The sequence below is a fragment of the Kineosporia sp. NBRC 101731 genome (assembly GCF_030269305.1).
Taxonomy (GTDB): domain Bacteria; phylum Actinomycetota; class Actinomycetes; order Actinomycetales; family Kineosporiaceae; genus Kineosporia.
Genome location: NZ_BSTC01000001.1, coordinates 1,215,171 through 1,239,374 on the forward strand (window position 1 = coordinate 1,215,171; position 24,204 = coordinate 1,239,374).

General features: G+C 69.7%; 23 protein-coding genes. 21 read left to right on the forward strand and 2 right to left on the reverse strand.

The features are described 5' to 3' along the window. Nucleotides 1-2: 2 nt before the first annotated feature. The 6 genes from alr to tsaD are packed head-to-tail and all read left to right on the forward strand — an operon-like array spanning nucleotide 3 to nucleotide 5,278. Nucleotides 3-1,184 carry an alanine racemase gene (gene alr / locus QSK05_RS05395; protein ID WP_352299999.1) on the forward strand — a complete coding sequence of 394 codons (1,182 nt, stop codon included), beginning with the start codon at nucleotides 3-5 and terminating at the stop codon, nucleotides 1,182-1,184. 12 nt (nucleotides 1,185-1,196) lie between these two features. Next, the gene (locus QSK05_RS05400; protein ID WP_285594474.1) at nucleotides 1,197-2,483 is read left to right on the forward strand and encodes an alpha/beta fold hydrolase; all 1,287 of its coding nucleotides are present in this window, start codon (nucleotides 1,197-1,199) and stop codon (nucleotides 2,481-2,483) included. Nucleotides 2,484-2,530: 47 nt separating this feature from the next. Continuing rightward, nucleotides 2,531-3,028 carry a tRNA (adenosine(37)-N6)-threonylcarbamoyltransferase complex ATPase subunit type 1 TsaE gene (gene tsaE, locus QSK05_RS05405; RefSeq protein WP_352300299.1) on the forward strand — a complete coding sequence of 166 codons (498 nt, stop codon included), beginning with the start codon at nucleotides 2,531-2,533 and terminating at the stop codon, nucleotides 3,026-3,028. Nucleotides 3,029-3,067: 39 nt separating this feature from the next. Next, on the forward strand, nucleotides 3,068-3,760 hold the full coding sequence (gene tsaB, locus QSK05_RS05410; RefSeq protein WP_285594478.1) for a tRNA (adenosine(37)-N6)-threonylcarbamoyltransferase complex dimerization subunit type 1 TsaB: 693 nt from the start codon (nucleotides 3,068-3,070) through the stop codon (nucleotides 3,758-3,760). Continuing rightward, nucleotides 3,757-4,221: a ribosomal protein S18-alanine N-acetyltransferase gene (gene rimI / locus QSK05_RS05415; protein WP_285594480.1), complete on the forward strand. Its 465-nt coding sequence runs from the start codon at nucleotides 3,757-3,759 to the stop codon at nucleotides 4,219-4,221. Before tsaB ends, rimI begins: the two co-directional genes overlap by 4 nt. 10 nt (nucleotides 4,222-4,231) lie before the next feature. Continuing rightward, complete coding sequence (tsaD, locus tag QSK05_RS05420) at nucleotides 4,232-5,278, forward strand: tRNA (adenosine(37)-N6)-threonylcarbamoyltransferase complex transferase subunit TsaD (RefSeq protein WP_285594482.1); 1,047 nt, start codon at nucleotides 4,232-4,234, stop codon at nucleotides 5,276-5,278. A 52-nt stretch (nucleotides 5,279-5,330) separates the two neighbouring features. On the opposite strand, the gene QSK05_RS05425 is transcribed toward tsaD, so the two are convergent. Next, nucleotides 5,331-6,527, reverse strand: a complete 1,197-nt coding sequence (locus QSK05_RS05425) for a THUMP-like domain-containing protein (RefSeq protein WP_231482717.1) — start codon at nucleotides 6,525-6,527, stop codon at nucleotides 5,331-5,333. Nucleotides 6,528-6,753: 226 nt separating this feature from the next. Here QSK05_RS05425 and groES point away from each other — a divergent pair, with 226 nt between their 5' ends. Further along, nucleotides 6,754-7,053 carry a co-chaperone GroES gene (groES, locus tag QSK05_RS05430; protein WP_231482716.1) on the forward strand — a complete coding sequence of 100 codons (300 nt, stop codon included), beginning with the start codon at nucleotides 6,754-6,756 and terminating at the stop codon, nucleotides 7,051-7,053. 132 nt (nucleotides 7,054-7,185) lie between these two features. Beyond that, nucleotides 7,186-8,805 carry a chaperonin GroEL gene (groL, locus tag QSK05_RS05435; RefSeq protein WP_285594486.1) on the forward strand — a complete coding sequence of 540 codons (1,620 nt, stop codon included), beginning with the start codon at nucleotides 7,186-7,188 and terminating at the stop codon, nucleotides 8,803-8,805. 55 nt (nucleotides 8,806-8,860) lie between these two features. Here groL and QSK05_RS05440 read toward each other — a convergent pair whose 3' ends face one another. Beyond that, complete coding sequence (locus QSK05_RS05440) at nucleotides 8,861-9,160, reverse strand: WhiB family transcriptional regulator (protein ID WP_285594487.1); 300 nt, start codon at nucleotides 9,158-9,160, stop codon at nucleotides 8,861-8,863. 355 nt (nucleotides 9,161-9,515) lie between these two features. On the opposite strand from QSK05_RS05440, the gene QSK05_RS05445 reads away from it, so the two are divergent. From QSK05_RS05445 to QSK05_RS05505, 13 genes are all read left to right on the forward strand, one after another. Beyond that, on the forward strand, nucleotides 9,516-10,847 hold the full coding sequence (locus QSK05_RS05445) for a MerR family transcriptional regulator (RefSeq protein WP_285594489.1): 1,332 nt from the start codon (nucleotides 9,516-9,518) through the stop codon (nucleotides 10,845-10,847). 100 nt (nucleotides 10,848-10,947) lie between these two features. Beyond that, nucleotides 10,948-11,562: a response regulator transcription factor gene (locus QSK05_RS05450; protein ID WP_052530831.1), complete on the forward strand. Its 615-nt coding sequence runs from the start codon at nucleotides 10,948-10,950 to the stop codon at nucleotides 11,560-11,562. A 64-nt stretch (nucleotides 11,563-11,626) separates the two neighbouring features. Beyond that, entirely contained in the window at nucleotides 11,627-12,208 is a 582-nt protein-coding gene (shbA, locus tag QSK05_RS05455) for an RNA polymerase sigma factor ShbA (RefSeq protein WP_285594493.1), read from the forward strand. Then, on the forward strand, nucleotides 12,205-13,320 hold the full coding sequence (locus QSK05_RS05460; protein ID WP_285594495.1) for a RodZ family helix-turn-helix domain-containing protein: 1,116 nt from the start codon (nucleotides 12,205-12,207) through the stop codon (nucleotides 13,318-13,320). Before shbA ends, QSK05_RS05460 begins: the two co-directional genes overlap by 4 nt. Before the next feature lie 158 nt (nucleotides 13,321-13,478). After that, a complete protein-coding gene (gene guaB / locus QSK05_RS05465) occupies nucleotides 13,479-14,951 on the forward strand; it encodes an IMP dehydrogenase (protein WP_352300302.1) in 1,473 nt (490 codons plus the stop codon). 18 nt (nucleotides 14,952-14,969) lie between these two features. Beyond that, nucleotides 14,970-16,094, forward strand: a complete 1,125-nt coding sequence (locus QSK05_RS05470; RefSeq protein ID WP_352300011.1) for a GuaB3 family IMP dehydrogenase-related protein — start codon at nucleotides 14,970-14,972, stop codon at nucleotides 16,092-16,094. A gap of 157 nt (nucleotides 16,095-16,251) precedes the next feature. After that, entirely contained in the window at nucleotides 16,252-16,911 is a 660-nt protein-coding gene (locus QSK05_RS05475; RefSeq protein ID WP_285594500.1) for an alpha/beta hydrolase, read from the forward strand. Continuing rightward, nucleotides 16,908-18,167, forward strand: a complete 1,260-nt coding sequence (locus tag QSK05_RS05480; protein WP_285594502.1) for an NAD(P)/FAD-dependent oxidoreductase — start codon at nucleotides 16,908-16,910, stop codon at nucleotides 18,165-18,167. Before QSK05_RS05475 ends, QSK05_RS05480 begins: the two co-directional genes overlap by 4 nt. Before the next feature lie 35 nt (nucleotides 18,168-18,202). After that, nucleotides 18,203-18,922 (forward strand): DUF1365 domain-containing protein, encoded by a 720-nt coding sequence (locus QSK05_RS05485; protein WP_352300304.1) that lies wholly within the window; start codon nucleotides 18,203-18,205, stop codon nucleotides 18,920-18,922. Next, the gene (locus QSK05_RS05490; RefSeq protein WP_285594506.1) at nucleotides 18,919-20,217 is read left to right on the forward strand and encodes an SAM-dependent methyltransferase; all 1,299 of its coding nucleotides are present in this window, start codon (nucleotides 18,919-18,921) and stop codon (nucleotides 20,215-20,217) included. Before QSK05_RS05485 ends, QSK05_RS05490 begins: the two co-directional genes overlap by 4 nt. Beyond that, nucleotides 20,214-21,464, forward strand: a complete 1,251-nt coding sequence (locus QSK05_RS05495) for a class I SAM-dependent methyltransferase (RefSeq protein WP_285594507.1) — start codon at nucleotides 20,214-20,216, stop codon at nucleotides 21,462-21,464. The genes QSK05_RS05490 and QSK05_RS05495 overlap by 4 nt, the downstream gene beginning before the upstream one ends. A 50-nt stretch (nucleotides 21,465-21,514) precedes the next feature. After that, nucleotides 21,515-22,336 carry a DUF1295 domain-containing protein gene (locus tag QSK05_RS05500; protein ID WP_285594510.1) on the forward strand — a complete coding sequence of 274 codons (822 nt, stop codon included), beginning with the start codon at nucleotides 21,515-21,517 and terminating at the stop codon, nucleotides 22,334-22,336. A 611-nt stretch (nucleotides 22,337-22,947) separates the two neighbouring features. Further along, complete coding sequence (locus tag QSK05_RS05505; RefSeq protein ID WP_285594511.1) at nucleotides 22,948-23,148, forward strand: hypothetical protein; 201 nt, start codon at nucleotides 22,948-22,950, stop codon at nucleotides 23,146-23,148. The last annotated feature ends 1,056 nt before the right edge of the window (nucleotides 23,149-24,204 follow it).

Below are 24,204 nucleotides of genomic sequence, written 5' to 3' on the forward strand. Positions count from 1 at the left end.
TTATGAACGTGTCTTCACCCGTGTCCCGGATCGAGCTGCCCGCCGGCCTGCCGTCGGCCGCGGTGGTCGATCTGGACGCGATCGCGGCCAACGTCCGGGTGCTGCGCGAGTGTGCACCGAAGGCCCAGGTGATGGCCGTGGTGAAGGCCGACGCCTACGGTCACGGACTGCTGCCCGTGGCCCGGGCGGCACTGGCCGGGGGAGCGACCTGGCTGGGCACGGCGCAGCTGTCCGAGGCCCTGGCGCTGCGGGCCGCCGGGATCACCGCGCCGACCCTGGCCTGGCTCACAGTTCCGGGTGACGCCTACGCCGAGGCGGTCAGGCAGAACGTGGACATCGGGGTCAGCGCCGGCTGGGCCCTGACCGAGATCGCCGCGGCCGCACGTGATCTGGGCACGGCGGCCCGGGTGCACCTGAAGGCCGACACCGGGCTGAACCGCAACGGCTGCACCCCCGAGGACTGGCCGCAGTTGGTCGAAGACGCCCTGAAACTCCAGGCCGAGGGCCTGCTCTCGGTGGTGGGCGTGTTCTCGCACCTGGTTTCCGGCGACACCCCGCAGGCCCCGGTCAACCGGGAGCAGATCGATGCCTTCGTCACCGCCGTCGATCTGGCCACCGCGGCCGGGGCCCGGTTCGAGGTGCGGCACCTGGCGAACTCGCCGGCCACGCTGGCCCTTCCCGACACCCACTTCGACCTGGTCCGCCCGGGCCTGGCGGTGTACGGCCTGAGCCCGTTGCCCGACCGGGCCGGCGCGGCCGACCTGGGGCTGCGCCCGGCCATGACCGTGCTCGGCCGGGTGGCGAACGTCAAGAAGGTGGCCGCCGGGCAGGGGGTCTCGTACGGCCACACCTACACGACCTCCACCGACACCGAGCTGGCCGTGGTGCCACTGGGTTACGGCGACGGCGTCCCCCGCCACGCGAGCAGCGCCGGGCCGGTGCAGCTGGCCGGGCGACGATTCCACGTCACCGGGCGGGTGTGCATGGACCAGGTCGTGATCGACCTGGCCGACGGGGGGATCGGCCGGGTGGCAGCCGGCGACGTGGCGGTGCTCTTCGGCGGCGCCCCCGGTGAGCCCACCGCGCAGGACTGGGCCGATGCTGCCGGCACGATCAGCTACGAGATCGTGACGCGCCTGGGTGCCCGGGTGCCGCGGATCCACACCGGTTCCGCGGGCCGGTAGGAGTAGATCGAGATGCCAGGGAAGGCACCGAGAAGTAGTCGCCCTCAGACCCCCGCGCGCACTCTGGGCCCCGCCAAACCGCCGCGGATCGTCGCCCCGGACGGCACCACGGCCCATACCAGGAATACCAGGAACACCGTTCTCGCCTTCGGCGTGGGCCTGGTCGCGACCGGCGTCGGTGCGGTGCTCGGCCTGGCCGCCGAGCGCGCCGCGATGTCCCGGCGCAAGCTGCTGGGTGATCCCGGGGCAGCTGCGACGGACGGCCGCGGTGGCCCGGAACTTGGCTCGCTGCAAGGTAGGTCGCACGTAGTGACGAGTGGCGGGGCGTCTCTGCACGTCGAGGTCGACGAGCCGGAGGAATCACCGCCCCTCACTGTCGTCCTCACTCACGGGTACTCGCTCAGTCTGGATGCCTGGCACTACCAGCGGCTGGCGTTGCGCGGGCACTACCGGCTGGTGCTCTGGGACCAGCGGGGTCACGGGCGCTCGGGCGCCGGGGAGGACGGTTCCTCGACGATCGACCAGATCGGACGCGACCTGGCCGCGGTCATCGACGAGGTGGCCCCGCAGGGTCCCCTGGTGCTGCTCGGGCACTCGATGGGGGGCATGACCGTGATGGCGCTCGCCGAGCAGCGTCCCGAGCTGTTCGCCGAGCGCGTGGTGGGCGTCGGGCTGTTCTGTACCAGCGCGGGGGGCCTGGGTCCGCTCGACCTCGGCCTGTCCGGCGTGGGCCGGGCGATGATGTCCCTGGCCCCGGCCGCGGCCCGTCTGCTGGCCAGCCGGCCGTCTCTGGTCGCTCACGGTCGACGGATCGGCAGTGACCTGGAAAGTCTTCTGGTGCGCCGGTACTCGTTCGCCTCGCCGGTTCCCCAGGAACTGGTGCGGTTCTCGGCGGGCCTGATCGCGCAGACCCGGATGGAGGTCATCTCCGACTTCCTGCCCGGTCTGGGCAGCCACGACAAGCGGGTCGCACTGGCCGTGCTCGACGGCCACGCCCTGCTGGTGATGGCGGGGGAGGACGACCTGCTGATCCCGCGCGCCCACAGCGACGACATCGTGGCGAGCCTGCCCGACGCCGAGTACGTGGTGGTGCGGCAGGCCGGTCATCTGCTGCCGCTGGAGCACCCGGATCTGGTCAACGCCTACCTGCTGGAACTGATGACGGACGCCTCCGCGGCGGTGCGCGACCGGAAGCCGAGTCGTCGGCGGGGGTGGGGACGTCGTACCGTGACCCCCGTACGGCAACCAGCCGGCGAAAGGGCTGAAGGCCGAGCCAATGACCAAGGAGGTCGCAGGTGAGTGGGGCGCACCGGGCTGATCCGGCCGGATCCGTCGGCGAGCCGGCCATGACCGTGTCGTCCGACGTGTCGTCCGCGGCCGCCATGCGCGAGCTCGGCGGACTCGTGGCCGGCCTGCTGAAACCCGGAGACCTGCTGGTCCTCACCGGTGATCTGGGCGCGGGCAAGACCACGCTGACGCAGGGCATCGGCGCGGGGCTGGAGGTGCGCGGTGACATCACCAGCCCGACCTTCGTGATCGCCCGGGTGCACCCGTCGCTCGTCGAGGGCCCGGCGCTGGTGCACGTGGACGCCTACCGCCTCGACACCCTGTCCGAGGTGGACGATCTCGACCTGGACGCCGACCTGTCCGAGTCGGTCACCGTGGTCGAGTGGGGCGAGGGCCTGGTGGAGGGGCTGGCCTCCGACCGCCTGGAGGTCCGCCTGGAACGCCCGCGCGGCGCCTCCGGCCCGGACGACCCCGAGACCGTGCACGACGAGCCCCGTACCGTGCGCCTGCGGGGCTACGGCCCCCGCTGGTCCGGCGTCGAGTTGCCCTCCCTCTAACTCCCTCTAGCTCCATCTAACGGAGAACGCGAGAACGACATGACCGACGAGCTCACCCTGGCCCTGGACACCGCGTCCGCCATGGTTTCGGTCGCCGTGCACGACGGCGCCGCCGTCGTGGCCGAGCGGTCCGGCGAGCGCAGCGGCAAGCATGCCGAGCAGCTCGCCCCCCTGATCGAGGAGGTGCTGGCCGAGGCCGGGGCGACCCGCGCCGATCTGACCGGCATCGTCACCGGAGTGGGCCCCGGCCCGTTCACCGGGCTGAGGGTCGGTCTGGTCACGGCCGCCGTGCTGGGCTACGCGCTCGATCTGCCGGTCCGGGGCGTGTGCAGCCTCGACGCGGTCGCTCTGGAAGCCGTGCAGCACGGCGCGACCGCCCCTTTCATCGCGGCCATGGACGCCCGGCGCCGCGAGGTCTACTGGGCCCGCTACGAGGTCACGAAGATCGATGGGGTGCTGGTCCCGGTACGGGAGGGGCTGCCAGAGGTCAGTGCGCCGGCCGAGCTCGAGCTGAACGCACTCCGAGCCGCAGGCCGCGGAGCCGACCTCTACCCCGACATCTTCGGCGCCCCCCTCGAAGGTCCGCCGGACCCCTCCGCCGGTGCCCTCGCGTCCTTGGCCCATCTGGATCGTGGTCAGCCGCACCCGCGCTTCCTGCTCGATCCCGAGCCGCTGTACCTGCGTCGCCCCGACGCCCAGGCCAACATCACCCGGAAGCGTGTGCTGAAGTGAGCATTCGCCTGCGGGCGATGCGCTGGTGGGACGTCGAGGCGCTGATGCCGCTGGAACGCGAGTTGTTCGGCGACACCGCGTGGACCGTGGAGATGTTCTGGTCGGAGCTCGCCCACCCCGAGACCCGTTGGTACGTGGTGGCAGAATCAGCAGAGGACGAATTGCTCGGCTACGCGGGCCTGCTGGCACCGGGCGCGGAGGCAGACGTGCAGACCGTCGCCGTCGCGCCGGCGGCCCAGGGCCGCGGCGTGGGCCGTCAGCTGCTCGACGCGATGATCGACCAGGCCCGGTCCCGGGAGGCGACCAGCCTCCTGCTGGAGGTTCGCGCCGACAACGAACAGGCCATCCGGCTCTACACCCGGCGGGGTTTCGAGCGCATCGCGATCCGCCACCGGTACTACCAGCCCGGCGACATCGACGCCTGGATCATGAGACTTCGACCTCTGAGAGCGGGTGACTAGGGTGGGTGGCGTGAGCGATGAACCTCTCGTCCTCGGCCTGGAGACCTCCTGCGACGAGACCGGGGTCGGTATCGTGCGCGGCGGCACGCTGCTGGCCGACGCGGTCGCCTCCTCGGTCGACCAGCACGCCCGCTTCGGTGGGGTGGTGCCCGAGGTCGCCAGCCGCGCGCACCTGGAGGCCATGGTGCCGACGTTGCGTCGTGCCTGCGCCGACGCCGGTGTCTCGCTGAGCGATGTCGATGCGATCGCCGTGACCTCCGGCCCGGGCCTGTCCGGCGCGCTGATGGTGGGCGTGGCCGCGGCGAAGGCCCTGGCGCTGGCCCTGGGCAAGCCGCTGTACGGCGTGAACCACCTGGCCGCGCACGTGGCGGTGGACATCCTCGAGCACGGTCCGCTGCCCGAGCCCGCCATCGCCATGCTGGTCTCCGGCGGGCACTCGTCACTGCTCTACGTGCCCGACGTCAGTTACGACGTGCAGCCCATCGGCCGCACCATCGACGACGCCGCGGGTGAGGCCTTCGACAAGGTGGCGCGTCTGCTGGGGCTGGGATTCCCGGGCGGTCCGCTGATCGACCGGGCCGCGCGCGAGGGCGACCCGGCCGCGATCCGTTTCCCCCGGGGCCTGAGCGCCGCGCACGACATGCGCGACCACCGGTTCGACTTCTCGTTCTCCGGCCTGAAAACGGCCGTGGCCCGCTGGGTCGAGCAGCGGGAGGCCGAGGGCGTCAGCGTGCCGGTCAACGACGTCTCGGCGTCGTTCCAGGAGGCCGTGGTCGACGTACTCACCCGCAAGGCGGTGCTCGCCTGTCAGGAGAACGGCGTCGAGCACCTGCTGATCGGTGGGGGAGTGGCGGCGAACTCCCGGCTGCGGGCCATGGCGCAGGAGCGCTGCGCGAAGCAGGGCATCACCCTGCGGGTGCCGAGGCCCGGCCTGTGCACCGACAACGGCGCGATGGTGGCGGCACTCGGTGCCCGCATGGTGCAGACGGGCCGCACTCCGTCAGACCTGACCCTCCCGGCCGACAGCTCGATGCCGGTCACGCTGGTGCAGGCCTGAAAACCTGATGGAAGACGTGGTGGAGCCTGCGCATGCAGGCTCCACCACGTCTTCAATTCTGTTTGTACGGCCGCACCACGATCACCGACTGCCGCCCCGCCACCCGGGTCAGCACGATGGTGGCCTCGTTCGGCCCGGCCAGCCGGAGCTGACGGCGTAGCTGCTCGGGCTCGACCGCGGTGCCGCGCTTCTTGATGGTGATCCGGCCGACGCCGCGGTCGCGCAGATAGGTGCGCAGTTGCTTGAGCTGGAAGCCGAAGACGTCGTCGACGGCGTAGACCCGGGCCAGCTGGGTGTGCTCGATGCGGTCGGCGGTGACGTAGGCGATGGTCGGGTCGATGAGCCGGCCGCCGATCTGGTTGGCCACGGCCGCGACCAGCCCGGACCGGATCACCGCACCGTCGGGCTCGTAGAGGAACTGGCCCACCTTGCCCACCTCGGCGGGCACCGTGTCGGCCATCGAGCTGTCGTTGATCTCCGCGCCGCCGCCGGAGGAGTCGAGCACCAGGGCGCTGCGCCGCACGCCTTCGCGGCGGACCGAGCCGAACCACAGCCCACACTCCACCACGTCGCCGTCGACCGACACCCACTGCGCCTCGGTGTCGTCGGGGACCATGTGATGGGGCACGCCGGGGGCGGTCTTCATGCCGACCGCGGGCAGTCGGCCGGCCAGCTCGCGGACGAACGACAGCGGCGGGTTGCCGGTGCGCGGGTCGAGCAGCCGCCGGCCCGAGGCCTCGCGGCGCGCCGGGTCGAGGAAGGCCCCGTCGAGATCGTCGATGCGGGTGGTCATGGCGTCTTCGTGCCGCACCACGGCCTCTGGCCAGTGCCGCAGGTTGACGGTGGCGATGGCCGCGGTGACCTCGTCCTTCTCCACCGCCACGACCTCCCGGTCGAGCGTGGCGAGGGCCATCGAGTCGGCCCCGATACCGCAGCCCAGGTCACCCACCCGCCGCACCCCGGCCGCGGCGAAACGCTGCGCGTGCCGCGCTGCCACGGGCAGCCGGGTGGCCTGCTCGAGGCCGGTGGGGGTGAAGAGCATGCCGTCGGCGAACGGGCCGAACTTGGCCCGGGCAGCGGATCTCAGGCGGGACTGGGTGAGGGCGGCGGCGACCGTCTCGGCCGGGTGGCCGTCGCGCCGCAGCTGCTCGCCCAGTGACATCGTGGTGGACTCGTCGTACTGGGGCAGCGACTCCAGCAGGGACCAGCCGTCCTGGGTGAGCAGGTTCGCGATTCCGGAGAGATCCACCCGCTGATCCTCCCACGGCCCACCGACAATCTTGCCGACACTCCTGGCACTCGGGTTGACCGAGTGCTAACGACCGTTCTAGATTCGAACCTGGCACTCTCCTCGTGAGATTGCCAGCAACACCCCTCAGCAGGGCCCCGATCGGCACCCGCGACGACGGTCGATGTCCCGCTGGACCACAGTCCTTGCACATTCATCGACGTTCCGAGAAGGGGAGGTCCGCAAAGTGTCGGTCTCCATCAAGCCGCTCGAGGACCGAATTGTCGTCAAGCCGCTGGACGCGGAGCAGACGACGGCCTCGGGTCTCGTCATTCCGGACACCGCCAAGGAGAAGCCCCAGGAGGGCGAGGTCCTGGCGGTCGGCCCCGGCCGATTCGACGACGAAGGCGCCAAGCGGATTCCGCTCGACGTCAAGGTCGGCGACACCGTTCTGTACAGCAAGTACGGCGGCACCGAGGTGAAGTACTCCGGCGAGGAGTTCCTCATCCTCTCGGCGCGCGACGTCCTCGCGATCATCGAGAAGTGATTCGGCGGTCCCGCTGATTCAGCGGGCCCGTTGATCGAGCATCCGCCCCGGTCTGCCTTCGTGGCGGCCGGGGCGTATGTGGTTCTCCTAGTACCCAAGTGGCGAGAAATCCATCCAAAGGACTGACAACGCATGGCAAAGACTCTGGAGTTCAACGACGACGCCCGGCGCTCGCTCGAGCGGGGGGTCGACGCCCTGGCGAACGCCGTCAAGGTGACGCTCGGCCCGCGTGGCCGCAACGTCGTGATCGACAAGAAGTGGGGCGCCCCCACCATCACGAACGACGGCGTCACCATTGCCAAGGAGGTGGAGCTGGACGACCCGTACGAGAACCTGGGGGCCCAGCTCGCCAAGGAGGTCGCGACCAAGACCAACGACGTCGCCGGTGACGGCACCACCACCGCGACCGTGCTGGCCCAGGCGATGGTCAAGGAGGGCCTGCGGAACGTTGCCGCCGGCGCCGCCCCGTCCAGCCTGAAGCGTGGCATCGACGCGGCCGTCGAGGCCGTCAGCAACAAGCTGCTCGAGACCGCCCGGGAGATCGAGGGCAAGGAAGAGATCGCCCACGTCGCCACCATCTCGGCGCAGGACGCGGGGGTCGGTTCGCTGATCGCCGACGCGTTCGACAAGGTCGGCAAGGACGGCGTCATCACCGTCGAGGAGTCCTCCTCGACCGCGATGGAGCTCGACTTCACCGAGGGCATGCAGTTCGACAAGGGCTACCTGTCGCCGTACTTCGTGACCGACGCGGAGCGGATGGAAGCCGTCCTCGAGGACGCCTACATCCTGATCCACCAGAACAAGATCTCCTCCCTCTCCGAGCTGCTCCCGCTGCTGGAGAAGGTGCTGCAGACCGGTAAGCCGCTGCTGATCCTGGCCGAGGACGTCGACGGCGAGGCGCTGTCCACCCTGGTCGTCAACAAGATCAAGGGCACGTTCGCCGCCGCCGCGGTCAAGGCCCCCGGCTTCGGTGACCGCCGCAAGGCCACCCTGCAGGACATCGCCGTGCTCACCGGCGGCCAGGTCGTCAGCCCGGAGATCGGCCTGAAGCTCGACCAGGTCGGCCTGGAGGAGCTGGGCCGCGCCCGCCGCGTCGTCATCACCAAGGACGACACCACGATCATCGAGGGCGCCGGCGAGCGCATCGAGGTCGAGGGCCGGATCGCGCAGATCCGCGCCGAGATCGACCGCACCGACTCCGACTGGGACCGCGAGAAGCTGCAGGAGCGTCTGGCCAAGCTGGCCGGTGGCGTCTGTGTCATCCGCGTCGGCGCTCACACCGAGGTGGAGCTCAAGGAGAAGAAGCACCGCATCGAGGACGCCGTCTCGGCGACCCGCGCGGCCATCGAGGAGGGCATCGTCGCCGGCGGCGGTTCGGCCCTCATCCACGCCGTCTCGGTGCTGGACGACAGCCTGGGCCTGACCGGCGACGAGGCGACCGGCGTCAACATCGTGAAGCGCTCGGCCTCCGAGCCGCTGCGCTGGATCGCCGAGAACGCCGGCCTCGAGGGCTACGTCGTGGTCGACAAGGTCCGCCAGGGTGGTCCGGGCACCGGGTTCGACGCTGCTGCCCAGGTGTATGGCGACCTGCTCGCCAAGGGCATCATCGACCCGGTCAAGGTCACCCGGTCGGCGCTGATCAACGCCGCCTCCATCGCGTCGATGGTTCTCACCACCGACACGCTGGTCGTGGACAAGCCGGAGCCGGCCGAGGAGCCCGCGGCCGGTCACGGTCACGGCCACGGCCACTGATCCGTCACTGATCCGGTACTGAAAAAGCCCGGCCCCGTTCCGGGGCCGGGCTTTTTCAGCTGGCCGCCAGCGACTCGTCCCGCTCCTGCGCGTACGTGCTCTCCCGTTCGTCCTCGGTCAGACCGCCCCAGACCCCGTAGGGCTCGCGGACCTGCAGGGCGTGGTCGCGGCACTGCTCCATCACGGGGCAGCGGGCGCACACGGACTTCGCCGCGACGTCCCGCTGGCGGCGGGCCGGGCCGCGCTCGCCCTCGGGGTGGAAGAAGACCCGCGGATCCGCGGTCCGGCAGGCGCCGTCGAGCTGCCATTCCCACAGGTCGGCGACGGGCCCGGGAAGACGAGAAATCTCAGCCATCATGGACACACCATTCCGATCGAAGAACCTGACCCCGGGTTTCGGGGTCGTGTGTTGGTCGCGTGTTGGTCGTGTGATGGAGGGGGCTCCTCCAGTCCCGGCAAGAGATGCATCGGTCCGCCTCGGGGCGCGCTTGACGCTTCGGTGAACTACCTTTGAAGCGGTTCTCCCGGAGATTGCAACGGTTCGGGCGCTGCTCAAGTAGGATCGTTGCACCGCTTGTTCGGCTGGGGCGGCATCGGGGGACGTTCTGAGTTAGTGTCTGTGTCTCTAGTGCCAGGGGGCGGGTGAAGTGTCAGAAACGTCTCGGCAGGCAATGACCCGAGCTGAAGAGCCCGCCCAAGGTCGGAATGAGGTGACGGAGGCGATCTCTACGCCGCCCTCGCCCACGCTCACGGTGGCCGCCGTGGCCCGACGTCTCGGCGTCGCCCCGCCCACCCTGCGTACCTGGGACCGTCGCTACGGTCTCGGTCCCTCCGCGCACACCGCCGGTGCCCACCGCCGTTACTCCCCGGCCGACGTGGCCCGGCTCATGGTCATGCGCCGGCTCACCCTGGAAGGGGTGGCCCCGAGCGACGCCGCGAAGATCGCGCTCGCCACGGCGCTCACCCCCGAGGGCCGCCCCGTGCAGCCCGACGACGACCACACCCCGGCCGAGGGTTTCGACGCGTCCCACCTCGACCCGGACGCGGGCGGCCGGCCCCTCGACACCCCCCGTGACTTCGCCCCCGGCGCCGACCGCTACCCGCCCGGTTCGTTCCTCGACGAGGTCGACCTGGACCCGGGTTTCGACAAGACCTTCGACAAGAGTCTCGACGAGCCGGCCCCGGGTGAGACGGAGTACCCCGTCGGCTACGGCCGTCCCGAGCCCACCGCCTGGTCGGCCCGGGGCCGGGCCTCGCGTCCCCAGGACGACTCTCCCGACGACGAACTCGACCTCACCGGTCTGGGCGAGCCCGGCGACGGGTACGACGACCCCGGCCGCCGGAACGATGACGAGTGGCCCGGGGTGCTGCGCTCGGTCGAGACCGCCGCCGGCGGCCCCGCCGGTGGCGGCCGGGCGATGGCCCTGCCCGACGGCACCCCGCAGAGCCGGGGTCTGGCCCGCGCGGCCATGTCGCTGGACACCTACGAGACCCACCGCATCCTGCGGGAGAGCATCCGCCGTCAGGGGGTGGTGCCGACCTGGAACACGATGATCATGCCGGTGCTGCGTGCGCTGGGTGAGCGGGTACGGGTCTCGGGTGAGGGCATCGACGTCGAGCACGCGTTCTCCGAGGTGATTCTCGGGGTGCTGCGCAACGTGGCCGTCAATGTCCGGATCACCCGTAACTCACCGATGGTGCTGCTCGCCTGCGCCGACTCGGACTACCACTCGCTGCCCCTGCACGCGCTCGCCGCGGCGCTGGCCGAGCACGAGGTACCCACCCGGATGCTGGGCACGGGACTGCCCCCGCACGCCCTCGCATCGTCCGTGCGCCGCACCACACCGTCGGTCATCGTGCTCTTCGCCCGGATGCCCGGGGCTGACGCCGCCGACTCGCAGATCCTGCGCCGGCAGCGGCCCGCGCCGACCGTGATCCTGGCCGGGCCGGGCTGGCGCCCGGACACCATCCCCGCCAGCGCCCGCACCGCCGGCTCCCTGATCGAGTCGATCGACGAGGTCCTGCGCGGTCTCCAGGCCTGAGTGGCCGGCAGTAGCTCAAGTCCCCGGCCCCACAGCCGAAACCTTGGTCAGAGGACATCTCCCACGGATGGGTGATGCCAAGGCTTCGTGAGGTGTATCTGTGGCAACGGTTCTGGTGTGCGATGACTCTGCGCTGGTCAGAGAAACCTTGCACAGGGCTCTTTCTTCCGTTCCCGGCATCACCCGCGTGGTGGACGCTTCCTCGGGTGAGGAAGCGCTGGCGCGCTGGCCGGTCGAGCGCCCGTCGCTCGTGCTGATGGACGTGCGGATGCCCGGTATCGGTGGCGTCGAGGCGGCCCGGAGGTTGCTCTCGCGGCATCCCGAGGCCATCGTGGTCATGGTGACCATGGCTGAGGACGCCGACGGCGTCGCCCGGTCGGTGGCGGGAGGTGCCCGCGGCTATCTGGTCAAGGACGCGTCCCGGGAGGAGGTGGCGGCAACGGTGGTCTACGCCCTGAGCGACGGCCTGGCCCGGCGCACAGTTCCGGCCCCCCGCAGCAACGACGCGAACGTGTCGGCTCCGCCCCTCACCGAACGTGAGATGCAGGTGCTCACAGGAATGAGCCGTGGTCGCAGCAACGCCGAGATCGGCAAGGAGCTGTACCTCTCCGAAGACACGGTGAAGACGCACGCGCGCAGGCTCTTTCGCAAGATGGGCGCGGCGGACCGGGCACAGGCGGTTGCGGTCGGGTTCCGCTGGGGCCTGATACGGTGAAGTAATGGCCGTCCGGGGCGGCAAGAAAAATGCCGTAGGTGTAACGCCGAAGCCTCATGCCGCGATGTCTCAACCGGACGACACAGAAGACTTCCAGGAGCTGTCGTCCCGCGCCGTCCAGGGTGACGACGCGGCCACTGAACGATTGCTCCAACGCGTTCACCACTTGGCCAGGCGTTACTGCCGGGCCAGGCTCTCCCGCATGCCCGGCGGGGAGCACACGGCGGACGACGTTGCGCAGGAGGTTTGCATCGCTGTGCTTTCAGCGCTGAGTCGCTATCGGGACGAGGGACGTCCGTTCGAGGCGTTCGTCTACCGCATCGCGGCCAACAAGGTGGCTGATGCACAACGTGCCTTCTACCGTGCGGCCATCCCTGTCGCGGACGTTCCGGAGACTCCGGAGACCGCGGCCGGTCCGGAGGAGCTGGCCGAACGGGCCGGCGACGCACAGCAGGTCCGTGAGCTGCTCAACCGGCTCCCCGACCAGCTGCGTGAGCTGCTCGTTCTCCGGGTGGCGGTCGGGATGTCGGCGGAGGAGACAGGCCGGGCCCTGGGCATGACCGCGGGGGCGGTCCGGGTTGCCCAGCACCGGGCGATGCAACGACTGCGGAGCATGATCGATGTTCCCGCGACGGAGACGGCATGAGTACTTCGCCCCCACAGGACGAGACCGGCCAGGACCTGACCGGCCTGATCGGCCCGGACCAACCCACCGCCGACCTTTCCGAGCTGGCCGCCACCGATGCGCTGCTCGACCGGCTGGCCTCACGCACGGCGTCCGACGACGACCTGCTCGACCCGACGGCCTCAGCCCTTCATCTGTTGCTGGGCGAGATCGACGCCGAGGCCAGTGCCGACAGCGCCATGGCCCGCCTGGTCGAGGTGCTGGCCGGGCGGCCGCTGTACATCGACGCGCCCAGTAACCAGGTCCATCAGATCGACCTGACGACAGTGGACACCACAGCGGACACCACAGCGGACGTCGAACCCACGGCCATCGACGTGACCGACGTCCAGGAGCCGGCTGCCACTCCCGTCACCCCCATCACTGCCGCACGCAGCAAGCGCTGGCGGGTGGCTGCGAGCAAGATCTCGGCCCCGGTCGCCGCTGCGTCGATCGCCGTCATGGTGGTCCTCGGCGGTGGTGTGAGCGCGGCCGTGGCCGGCGACCCGATGGCACCGCTGAACGGTGTCGGCCGGGTCATGGCCAAGCTGCCCGGCGTCGACTCGTCGGGCTACGCCCGGAAAGACGCCCAGAAGGAGCTCGAGCTCGCGGCGAGCCTGGCCGCGTCCGACCCGGACGGGGCCCTGGAGCACTACAACAAGGCCCAGGCGATCCTGGCCGACCTCCCCGCCAGCAAGAAGTCCGACCTGCTCGCCCAGGCCGACGCGGTGGCGCTGCAGCTCGCGCCCACCGAGCCGGGCGTCCCCGGGACGACCCCGGTCAGCACCGTGACCACCCCGAGTGACGACATCACCAGCGATCCGGCCGTCACCGGCACCCCGGTCGCCGCGACGTCGACGGACGAGACGTCGGAACCCACGACGAGCACCGGCACCGACGGTGCCTCCACCCCGCCGACCAGTGCGTCGAGCACCGACCCGACCGCCACCACCGGGCCGACCACCACCAGCGCGCCCAGCACCTCGACCGACGCGCCCGGCACGCAGACCACTGTGCCCTCCACCCAGGCCAGCACGGCGCCGTCCACGGCCTCGTCGGAGGCCTCCCCGGTGGATTCGGCACCGGAGGAATGACCCTTCCGGTCCGCGTGTCAAGAGCACCCTCCAATCGTGACTAGCATGAGGACAGGGAAGACGACCCGCCCCGCCGCTGTTCGTCCTCTCTGACGGCCGGACAGCGACGCGGAAGGTTTCCCCTGGTGAGCGTGAACCAGAACGACGAGATCCCGGCGATGCCGCTCGGACTCACCTACGACGACGTGCTGCTCCTGCCGGGTGAGAGCGACGTGATCCCCAGCGCCGCCGACACCCGCTCGAAGGTGAGCCGCCGGATCGAGGTGGCCGTGCCGCTGATGTCCGCGGCGATGGACACCGTCACCGAGGCGCGTATGGCCATCTCGATGGCCCGCCAGGGTGGTCTGGGCGTGCTGCACCGCAACCTCTCGATCGACGACCAGGCCCAGCAGGTCGACCTGGTCAAGCGGTCCGAGGCGGGCATGGTCACGCACCCGGTGACCACCACCCAGGACGCCACCCTCGCGGAGGTGGACGCGATGTGCGGCCACTACCGCGTCTCGGGTCTGCCGGTGGTGGACGACGCCGGCAAGCTCGTGGGCATCATCACCAACCGTGACATGCGCTTCGAGTCCGACTCGGGCCGCCGCGTGGGCGACGTGATGACCCGCATGCCGCTGGTCACCGGCCCGGTCGGGATCAGCCCCGACGACGCGATGGCTCTCCTGGCCCGGCACAAGATCGAGAAGCTCCCGCTGGTGGACGACGACGGTCGTCTCGCGGGCCTGATCACGGTGAAGGACTACACCAAGCGCGAGCAGTTCCCGCTCGCCACCAAGGACGAGGCCGGCCGGCTGCGCGTCGGTGCGGCCATCGGCTTCTTCGACGACGCCTGGAAGCGCGGCATGGCGCTGGTCGACGCCGGCGTCGACGTGCTCATCGTCGACACCGCCCATGGTCACTCGCACGGTGTGGCCGACATGATCGCCCGCCTGAAGAAAGACAGCGCCGCGGCGCACGTCGACATCATCGGCGGCAACGTCGCCACCCGGGCCGGTGCCCAGGCCCTGATCGACGCCGGTGCGGACGGCATCAAGGTGGGTGTCGGCCCGGGCTCGATCTGCACCACCCGGGTCGTGGCCGGTGTCGGTGTTCCCCAGGTCACCGCCATTCTGGAGGCCGCGCGGGCAGGTAAGGCCGCCGGCGTTCCGGTGATCGGTGACGGTGGTCTGCAGTACTCCGGTGACATCGCCAAGGCCCTGGTCGCGGGCGCCGACACGGTGATGCTGGGCTCGCTCCTGGCCGGTTGTGAGGAGAGCCCGGGCGACCTGGTCTTCATCAACGGCAAGCAGTTCAAGTCCTACCGGGGCATGGGGTCGCTGGGCGCCGCCCAGACCCGGGGCAAGGCCAAGTCCTACTCCAAGGACCGCTACTTCCAGGGCGACGTCTCCGACGACAAGTTCGTGCCCGAGGGCATCGAGGGTCAGGTGCCCTACCGCGGCCCGCTCAGCGCCGTGGCCTACCAGCTCATCGGTGGCCTGCGGCAGTCGATGTTCTACGTCGGCGCCGCCACCATCCCGGAGCTGAAAGACCGCGGCCGGTTCGTCCGGATCACCTCGGCGGGTCTCAAGGAGAGCCACCCGCACGACATCCAGATGACGGTCGAGGCCCCGAACTACAGCCGCCGCTGAACAGACAGATAACCTTCGGTGGTGACTGAGATCGAGATCGGCCGGGGCAAGCGGGGCCGGCGCGCCTACACGTTCGACGATGTCGCGATCGTCCCCAGCCGGAGGACGCGCGACCCCGAAGAGGTGTCGACGCACTGGCAGATCGACGCCTACCGGTTCGACCTGCCGATCGTGGCGGCGCCGATGGACTCCGTGATGTCCCCGGCCACCGCGGTGGCGATGGGCAATCTGGGTGGTCTGGGGGTGCTCGACCTCGAGGGCCTCTGGACCCGGTACGAAGACCCGGCGCCGCTGCTCGCGGAGATCGCCGGGCTCGACCCGGCCGTCTCCACGCGGCGTATGCAGGAGCTGTACGACGAGGAGATCAAGCCCGAGCTGATCGTGGCCCGGATCAAGGAGATCCGTGACGCCGGCGTCACGGTCGCCGCAGCCCTCACCCCGCAGCGCACCCAGCAGTTCTGGAAGACCGTGGTGGACGCGGGGGTCGATCTCTTCGTCATCCGCGGCACCACCGTGTCGGCCGAGCACGTCTCCGGCCGGGCCGAGCCGCTGAACCTCAAGCGCTTCATCTACGAACTCGACGTGCCCGTCATCGTCGGTGGCTGCGCGACCTACACGGCCGCGCTGCACCTGATGCGCACGGGCGCGGCGGGTGTGCTCGTCGGTTTCGGTGGTGGCGCCACGCACACCACCCGCGACACGCTCGGCATCCACGCGCCGATGGCGACCGCGGTGGCCGACGTGGCCGCCGCCCGTCGCGACTACATGGACGAGTCCGGTGGCCGGTACGTGCACGTCATCGCCGACGGCGGCATGGCCCGCTCCGGTGAGATCGTCAAGGCCATCGCCTGTGGCGCCGACGCCGTCATGCTCGGTGCGGCTCTGGCCCGGGCCTCCGACGCTCCCGGCCGGGGCTACCACTGGGGTCCCGAGGCGCACCACCCGTCGGTGCCCCGCGGCACCCGGGCCCAGGTGGGCACGGTCGGCACGCTGGAAGAGATCCTCTACGGTCCCGGCCGCGTGGCCGACGGCACGACGAACCTGATCGGTGCCCTGCGCCGGTCGATGGCCACCACGGGTTACTCCGACCTCAAGGAGTTCCAGCGGGTCGAGGTCGTCGTCTCGCCGTACCAGCCCAGCTGACACCATTGCAGAACGCGCCCGCGCAGCTACCGTGAGGCAGGCTGTTCCCGACGTGACCTAGTCCGGGTCACGTCGGGAAGGACGTCTCGTGCGGTCGGCAAGATCTTTTTCGCCCCGGCGAGCCATCCGACCCCCCACCCTGCTCCGAAGCACAGGTATGGGACGTCATCTGGCCGTGTGCGGCTCGCTGTCCGGGTCGCGGTGGCGCGACGGTCAGGTGCGCGCCGTCGCACTGATGCTTCACGGCGGAAGGGTGACCGGCCACGAGCCGGTGACCTGGTACCAGCCGGCGGTACTTCGGGTGAACTGGCTGGCGCAGGCCCTGCACCGGAGGGTGCGCCGGCACGGCGTGCAGGTCTGGAACCTGCGCTTCGGGGTGCGCGGCTGGAACGGGCCCGAAGCCTCGCCGCTGGCCGATGTCCAGTGGGCCCTCGATGAAATTGAGGGACGCGTGGGTCGCCCGGTCGTGTTGGTCGGGCATTCCATGGGGGCACGAACGGCGCTGCGCGCTGCGGGAGCCCCGGCGGTGCGGGGCGCGGTGGCGCTGGCTCCGTGGGTGCCGGAGGGCGAACCGGTCGCCCAGCTCGCAGACCGCTCGGTGGTGCTGGTGCACGGCACGGCCGATCGGGTGACGGACCCGGAGCTGACCTCCCGGTACGCCCGGCGGATCCGGCCGGTGGCCAGATCCGTGGAGCACCACGAGATCCCGGGCTCCGGGCATGCGATGCTGCAGTCCGTGCGGCGGTGGGACTCCCTGACCGCTGCGGGGGTCCTGGACATCCTTGAGATCCGGGGCTCGCGCGAGGCTGTCCGATGAGGCGCCGGGTCGCCGTCATCGGTAGTGGAATCTCGGGACTGACCGCCGCCTACGTGCTGCGTACCTCGTCCGAGGTGACGCTGTACGAGGCCGCCCCCCGGCTCGGCGGCCACGCCGACACCCACTCGGTGATCAGTCCCGAGGGCCGGGAACTGTCGGTGGACACCGGTTTCATCGTCCACAACGCACGCACCTACCCGACGCTCCTGAGGCTCTTCGGTGAGCTGGGCGTCCGCACGCAGGAAACGGACATGAGCATGTCCGTGCGCTGCGACGGGTGTGGGCTGGAGTATTCCGGAGGTCAGGGGGCCCGCGGTCTGGTCGCCCGCTCGTCCAACCTGCTGAACCCGCGCTTCGACCTGATGCTGCTGGAGATCCTGCGGTTCCACCGGGCTGCCCGTGCCGTGCTGTCCACGCCGGGTGACGAGGCTCTGACGATGGCCGAGTTCCTTCGGAGGGGAAGGTATTCGAACTACGTCACAGATCATTTCGTCGTGCCCCTGATCGCCGCGGTCTGGTCGTGCGCAGCCGACACCGCCTTGCAGTACCCGGCCCGGTACCTGTTCGCCTTCCTCGACAACCACGGCATGCTCAGCGTCGGCGGCTCACCGAAATGGCGCACGGTGGTCGGAGGTTCGGCCCGCTATGTGGAGCTCGTGGGGAAAGAGCTCGCGGAGGTGCGGCTCTCCAGCCCGGTGCGGTCGGTGCTGCGGCATCCGGGCGGCGGGGTCTCGGTCGTGGACGGTGCGGGGGGCGCCGAATCCTATGACGCCGTGGTGGTGGCCACCCATCCGGACCAGGCGTTGCGGCTGCTGGCCGATCCGACCGAGGCCGAGAAGACTGCCCTCGGGGCCTTTCGGTACAGCGTCAATCCTGCTGTGCTGCATACGGACTCGTCGGTTCTTCCGACCGCTGAACGGGCCGCCGCATCGTGGAACTACCGCATGCCGACCTGTGCGGGCAGTGCCGACGCGGTGCGGGTGAGCTACGACATGAGCCGGCTGATGCGGCTCGATTCCGGCACCCGGTACCTGGTGTCGCTGAACGCGCCGGACGTGGACGCGGCCTGCGTGATCGAGACGATGGACTACGCGCATCCCCAGTTCACGCCGCAGTCGGTGGCCGCGCAGAAGCTCCTGCCCGCGCTGAACGACGGCACGACTGCCTTCGCGGGGGCCTATCACGGCTGGGGATTCCACGAGGACGGTGCCCGGTCCGGGCTGGCGGCGGCCCAGTCGCTGGGGGCGTCGTGGTGAGGAAGAAGCTGGCCGGGGCCAACGCCGTGGTCGGCCTGTCCCAGCCGGCGATCTACCGCTGCTCCATCGAGCACACCCGGACCACCCCGCTGCGCAACCAGTTCCGCTACCGCAGCTACCTGTGGTCGGTCGACCTGGACGACCTGCCCCGGGTGCCGTCGACGGTCGCGGGATTCCGTCCGCAGGATCATCTGGGGGCCGGGCCTGACCTGCGGGGCAACGTTGACACGTACCTGGCGACCGAGGGCATCGACCTGCGCGGTGGCCGGATCCGCATGCTCACGGCGGCGCGGGTGCTGGGCTACGTGTTCAACCCGCTGACCGTCTACTGGTGCCACGATCCGGCCGGTGACCTGGTCTGTGTGGTGGCCGAGGTGCACAACACCTACGGCGGGCGGCACTGCTACCTGGTCCGCACCGACGACCGGGGCCGCGGCCGGGTGCAGAAGGACTTCTACGTCTCGCCGTTCGAGGCTGCCTCGGGTGCCCACTACACGATGAGCCTGCCCGAGCCCGGTGAGCGCCTCGACCTCGCCATCACCCTGCACCGCCCCGGTCAGGCACCCTTCGTGACCCGGGTGCACGGCCGGCGTCATATCGCGACCAGGACCACGATCGCCCGGTTCGCTCTGCGTTTTCCCCTGGCTCCGCTCGCCGTCGCGGCGCGGATCCGTCTCCAGGGGGTCAAGTTGTGGGCGCGCGGTCTGCCCGTCGTTCCCCGTCCCGATCACGTACGTCAGGAGGCCGTTGAATGAGCGTCACGGACCCGAGAATTGCTGTGGCGGCGGTGATTCCCGATGACGACCTGGCGGTTCGGTGGCCCGACGTCGCACGGGTGCCGGCCGGTGGGGTCCAGGCCGTGGTGGCCCGGGCGTTGTTCCGCCGGGCGGTGGCCGGTCTTCCCCTTCGGGTCGAGCTGGGTTCTGAGAGCATAGGTTCCGGTGGCCCGGGCGACCCGGTGATGCGGATCGTCCGACCCGATCACTTCTTCGCCCGGGTGGGGCGTTACGGCCTGATCGGGGTGGGGGAGTCTTACCAGGCCGGGGACTGGGAAGCAGACGCCCTGGTCGAACTGCTCACCGTGTTCGCCACCCGGATGGCCCGACTGGTGCCGCCCGCGCTGCAGAAGCTGCGCCGGTTCGCCCTGCTCCGGCAGCCGCAGACCGACGAGAACACCCCGGACGGTGCCCGCACGAACATCTCCCGGCACTACGACCTGTCCAACGACCTGTTCGCCACCTTCCTCGACCCCACCCTGACCTACTCGGCCGCGCTCTTCGACGACGAGGTGGGCAACACCTGGCACGATCTTGAGGCCGCCCAGCTGCGCAAGATCGAACGGCTGCTGGACGAGTGCCGGGTCGGCGAGGGCAGCCGGGTACTCGAGATCGGCACGGGATGGGGCCAACTCGCGATCCAGGCGGCGGCCCGGGGTGCCACGGTGCACTCGATCACCCTGTCCGAGGAACAGCTCAGCCTGGCCCGGCAGCGGGTGGCCGAGGCCGGTCACGACGACCGGGTCACCATCGAGTTGTGCGACTACCGCGCCGTCACCGGGCAGTACGACGCGATCATCAGCGTGGAGATGATCGAGGCGGTCGGGGAGTCCTACTGGCCCACCTACTTCGCCACGATCGACCGCTGCCTGGCTCCGGGCGGCAGCGTCGGGATCCAGGCGATCACGATGCCGCACGACCGGCTCGTGGTCTCCCGCCGCACCTGGACCTGGATCCAGAAGTACGTGTTCCCGGGTGGGCTGCTGCCCTCGGTTGAGGCCTTCCGCCAGGCGGTGGGCGAAACCTCGTTGCGGGTGATCAGCGACCTGTCGTTCGGCCCGGCCTACGCCGAGACGTTGCGTCTGTGGCGCCAGAGATTCGCTGCGGCCTCCGACGATCTCGATGCCCTCGGCTTCGACGCCGTCTTCCGCCGGATGTGGATCTTCTACCTGGCATACTCCGAGGCGGGTTTCCGCTCGCGCTACCTCGACGTGCACCAGTTCGTCCTGCGCAGGCCCGTCGTCTTTCAGCGTTCCGTAGTGGAGGCATCGTGACCACGCCGAGCCTGGCCGCCGAGGTCACCCCGATCGCCGAGGCGGTGCTCGGGAAAGACCTGCCGATCCGCATCCGGCTGTGGGACGGTACGGAGACCGGACCCGCCGACGCCCCGGCGCTGGTCATCCGTTCGTCCCGTGCTCTTCGCCGTTTGTTCTGGCATCCCGGCGAACTCGGCCTGGCGCAGGCCTATGTGACCGGTGAGATCGATGTCGAGGGCGATCTGGCCGACGGATTCCGGCGGGTGTGGGCCGCCCTTCGCACACAGAAGGCGTCGCCGAATCTCGCCCTCGCCCCCAAGATTCTCGGTCTTGCGGCGAAGGGCATCGGCCGGCCTCTGCCGCCGCCCGACTCCCAGGCCCGACTGCGCGGACGGCTGCACACCCGCGGGCGCGACAAAGACGCCATCGCCCATCACTACGACCTGTCCAACGACTTCTACCAGCTCGTGCTCGATCCTCACATGGCCTACTCCTGCGCCTATTTCACTGAGCCCGGGCAGTCGCTGGAGAAGGCGCAGGCAGCCAAGCTCGACCTGGTCTGCCGCAAGCTCGGTCTGACGGCCGGACAGCGTCTGCTCGACGTGGGATGCGGCTGGGGCGCGCTCAGTATTCATGCGGCGCAGGCCTATGGCGCGCAGGTCACCGGCATCACGCTCTCGGGGCAGCAGGCAGCGTTCGTGCGTGAACGCGTCCAGAAGCTCGGACTTGAGGATCGGGTGACGGTGAAACTGCTCGACTACCGCGAGCTGGCCGGCGAGCCGTTCGACGCCGTGGCCTCGCTGGAGATGGGCGAGCACGTCGGGCAGGCCAATTATCCGGTCTACGCGGCGACCCTGCACCGCATGGTGGTGCCGGGCGGTCGTGTTCTGGTGCAGCAGATGTCGCGTGGTGCGAACCGTCCCGGTGGCGGTGCGTTCATCGAGGCCTACATCGCGCCGGACATGCATATGCGTCCGGTGGGGGAGACCGTCGCGATGCTGGAACGGGCGGGTCTTGAGGTGCGGGATGTTCACGGGATGCGCGAACACTACGTATGGACCGCCCAGGCTTGGTACGAGCTGTTCGAGCAGCGCTACCCGGACATCGTTGCCCTGGTCGGTGAGGAGATGGCCCGGGTGTGGCGGCTCTATCTCGTCGGCGGAGGTCTGGCGTTCGAGGAGGGGCGGATGGGGGTGGACCAGATCCTCGCCGTGCGTCGGGTGCCGGGTGGGATGAGTTCGATGCCGGCTGTGCGTGATTTCTGATGGGTCGTTGTTTCTGATGAGGCGAGACTTCTGAGTGTTGAGGACTTCTGATGTCGCAGTCGTTCGCTGATCTGCTGTCCGACCTGTGGCCCGTGATGGTCGTGAGTCTGGTGTCGGCCGTTCTGCTTCAGGTCGGAACATTCTTCTATGCGTTGCGGGTGGGGCGATTCAGCGTCGTCGATATCACCTGGGGGCCGAGTTTCGGTCTGATCGCTGTGGTCGGGTGGCTGGTTTCGGTCGGTGAAACGGGGGACGACTGGCGCCGCGGCCTGGTGCTCGTGCTCACGCTGCTCTGGGGCGGCCGTCTGGCCTGGCACATCGGCGGACGTCAGCGGGGGGAGACGCAGGACGACCCGCGGTACACCGAGCTGTTGTCGAGGTCTTCCGGCCATCCGAAACTGGCTGCGCTGCGACAGGTTTTCCTGCTGCAGGCAGTAGTTGCCTGGTTCATCGCGCTCCCCCTCCAATTCGCCATGGTGGACGCCGGTAAGCCCGGCATCCTGGTGTGGCTCGGTGTGCTCGTGTGGGGCGTGGGCTTCTTCTTCGAGGCAGTGGGGGACCGGCAGCTCGCGGTCTTCAAGGCCGACCCGTCCCATCGGGGCAAGGTCATGGATCGCGGCCTGTGGAAATACACGCGGCACCCCAACTATTTTGGCGACGCCTGCGTCTGGTGGGGTTTGTTCCTGGTCGCTGCCGATGCTGGCTGGTCGTGGCTGACCCTGCTTTCCCCGCTGCTGATGACCTGGTTCCTGGCAGCCAAGACGGGCAAGCCACTGATGGAGAGACAACTGTCGAAGAGCCGCCCGGGCTATGCCGAATATGTTGATCGGACAAGCGGTTTTATCCCCCTTCCCCCGCGGCGTGGGCGCTGATATTGAGCGTGGGCGCCGTCGGCTCTGGCGGCTGCTTCGGCTATTGCGGTGCGGGTGCGGGTGCGGGTGCGGGTGCGGGTGCGAGGGCTGGGGCCGGCGTAGAGCACGGCTGTCTCCGATCTCGCTCGTGTGCTCGAGGGCGTGCTTGGAACAGGGCGCTTTAGCTCCGGTCAGAAGGGTGGCTCTCCGAAGTCGATGTCGGAATGCTGGTTAGCCGGTGGTTTGCGCGGCGCGAGACTCTGCAGATCTTTCTGCCACTCCCCGAGCCGAAATTGACGACGCGCTTCCTGATCTGCTGGCTCGGTGGGCTCGGTGGGCTCGGTGGGCTCGGTGGGAGCGAGGGCCTTAGGGGCCGGGTAGTTCCCGTTAGTTCCGGGAAGCGGCGGAGGCGGTTGTACTCGATACTGGCCCAAACGGCTCCGCCATTCGATGCTGCCGGTCGGATAGGGCTCGTCGGGGCTGGTGAGGCGCATCGTCCATCCACCATGTGTCTTGAGGCGATGGTGAAAACGGCACAGCGGCACTAAGTTACAAGGACATGACTTTCCTCCTTGGCTGAACGGGATCGCATGGTCGACATCGCATTGTTGCGCCGGCCGGGAGCAACTGGGATGGACGCACTGCTGGAAACGCCCCATGACCTGATCCAGGACGGTCTGGCGGGGCTTGTACCGGGTCGAGGGTTCGGCGCAGTTGGCTTGGTCGCCGGGTCCGTGCTGCCCGCGAGACTTGTGATGCTGGTCGTCGGGCCCGTGGTGGTACTCGGGCGATTCGCGGTGCTGGTCGTCGCGCTTGCGGTGTTGCTCGTGTGATTCCTCGTGTGATTCGGAGTAATGGTCGTCGCGCGGGTGGCGTTGGTCGTGGGGTTCGCTGGGCTGGTCGTGCCCCCCGTGGTGCTGGTCGTGTGGGCCGCCGGTCTGGTCGTGCGGTTCAGAGGCCCGGTTGTGAGGTCCGCAGTCCTGATACGCAGGAGTGCTGTTGTGAGCGCGGTCGGCGGGTGCTGGGTTGCGGTGGGGGCCGTTGCCGTCGGAAGCGGGGTTGCGATGACCAGACTCAGTGCTTCGGTCGCCAGGCTCGAAGCCGTTGTCGCGCGGTCGAGGGGCCAGGTTGTCAGACACTGTGGTCCGGCTGGAGGACGGGTTCCCCGGCGCGCGGTCCTGCTCGGTCGGACCATTGGCCCGACCGGAAGCATGCCGCGCATGTTCATCGATACGGATCACCGTGACGTTCCCTGCCTGCCGGGCTATCTCGCGGGCGAGGTCGGCCGGTACCGCGCCTATGCCCTGGAGCTCGCCGGGTAGGTCATCGATGCCGCGCAAGGTATCCACAGTGACCGTGACGACCAGATGAGGTCTGCGTCCTTGCTGCCGGGGTAGGGCAGGGGGCAGCCACCAGCCCAGAACGGACCCCTGAGCCTGGGCCACAGAATCTGGCCGGCTTCGAGGCGAAGCGTCTGGTGGTGGGTCTGATCTTTCAAGGCACGGTGCAGCGGGCTGATCGGAATGTGGTGATGCGGGCCTGGTGGGCTGTGTCGGAATCTGCTGGTCGGGTCGTGTTTGCTCCGACTTACCGGATGATGGCGCCAAGCCGCTGGGTCGTGGCGACATCGGCTGGCCGGATTGAGGTGTTCCGGCTGCGTCAGGCTGAGGGGTTGCCGCGCTGTCGGGCTGAGGCGCTTGCGCCCTGGCCGGATGTGGTGAGGCAGATCCGTCGGAGGTCTCGGCAACTGATCCGTTGTGCTGGTGGGGGGCTGCCGAACCGGGGTGTGGCGAAGCGGGCTGGCCCTGACGGGGTGAAGCCGAGGCGTTCGCCCGGCGCGTTGCCGGGGCACCGGTTGTAGGCGAGGTCGGGGCGTCGGGATGTCCGGG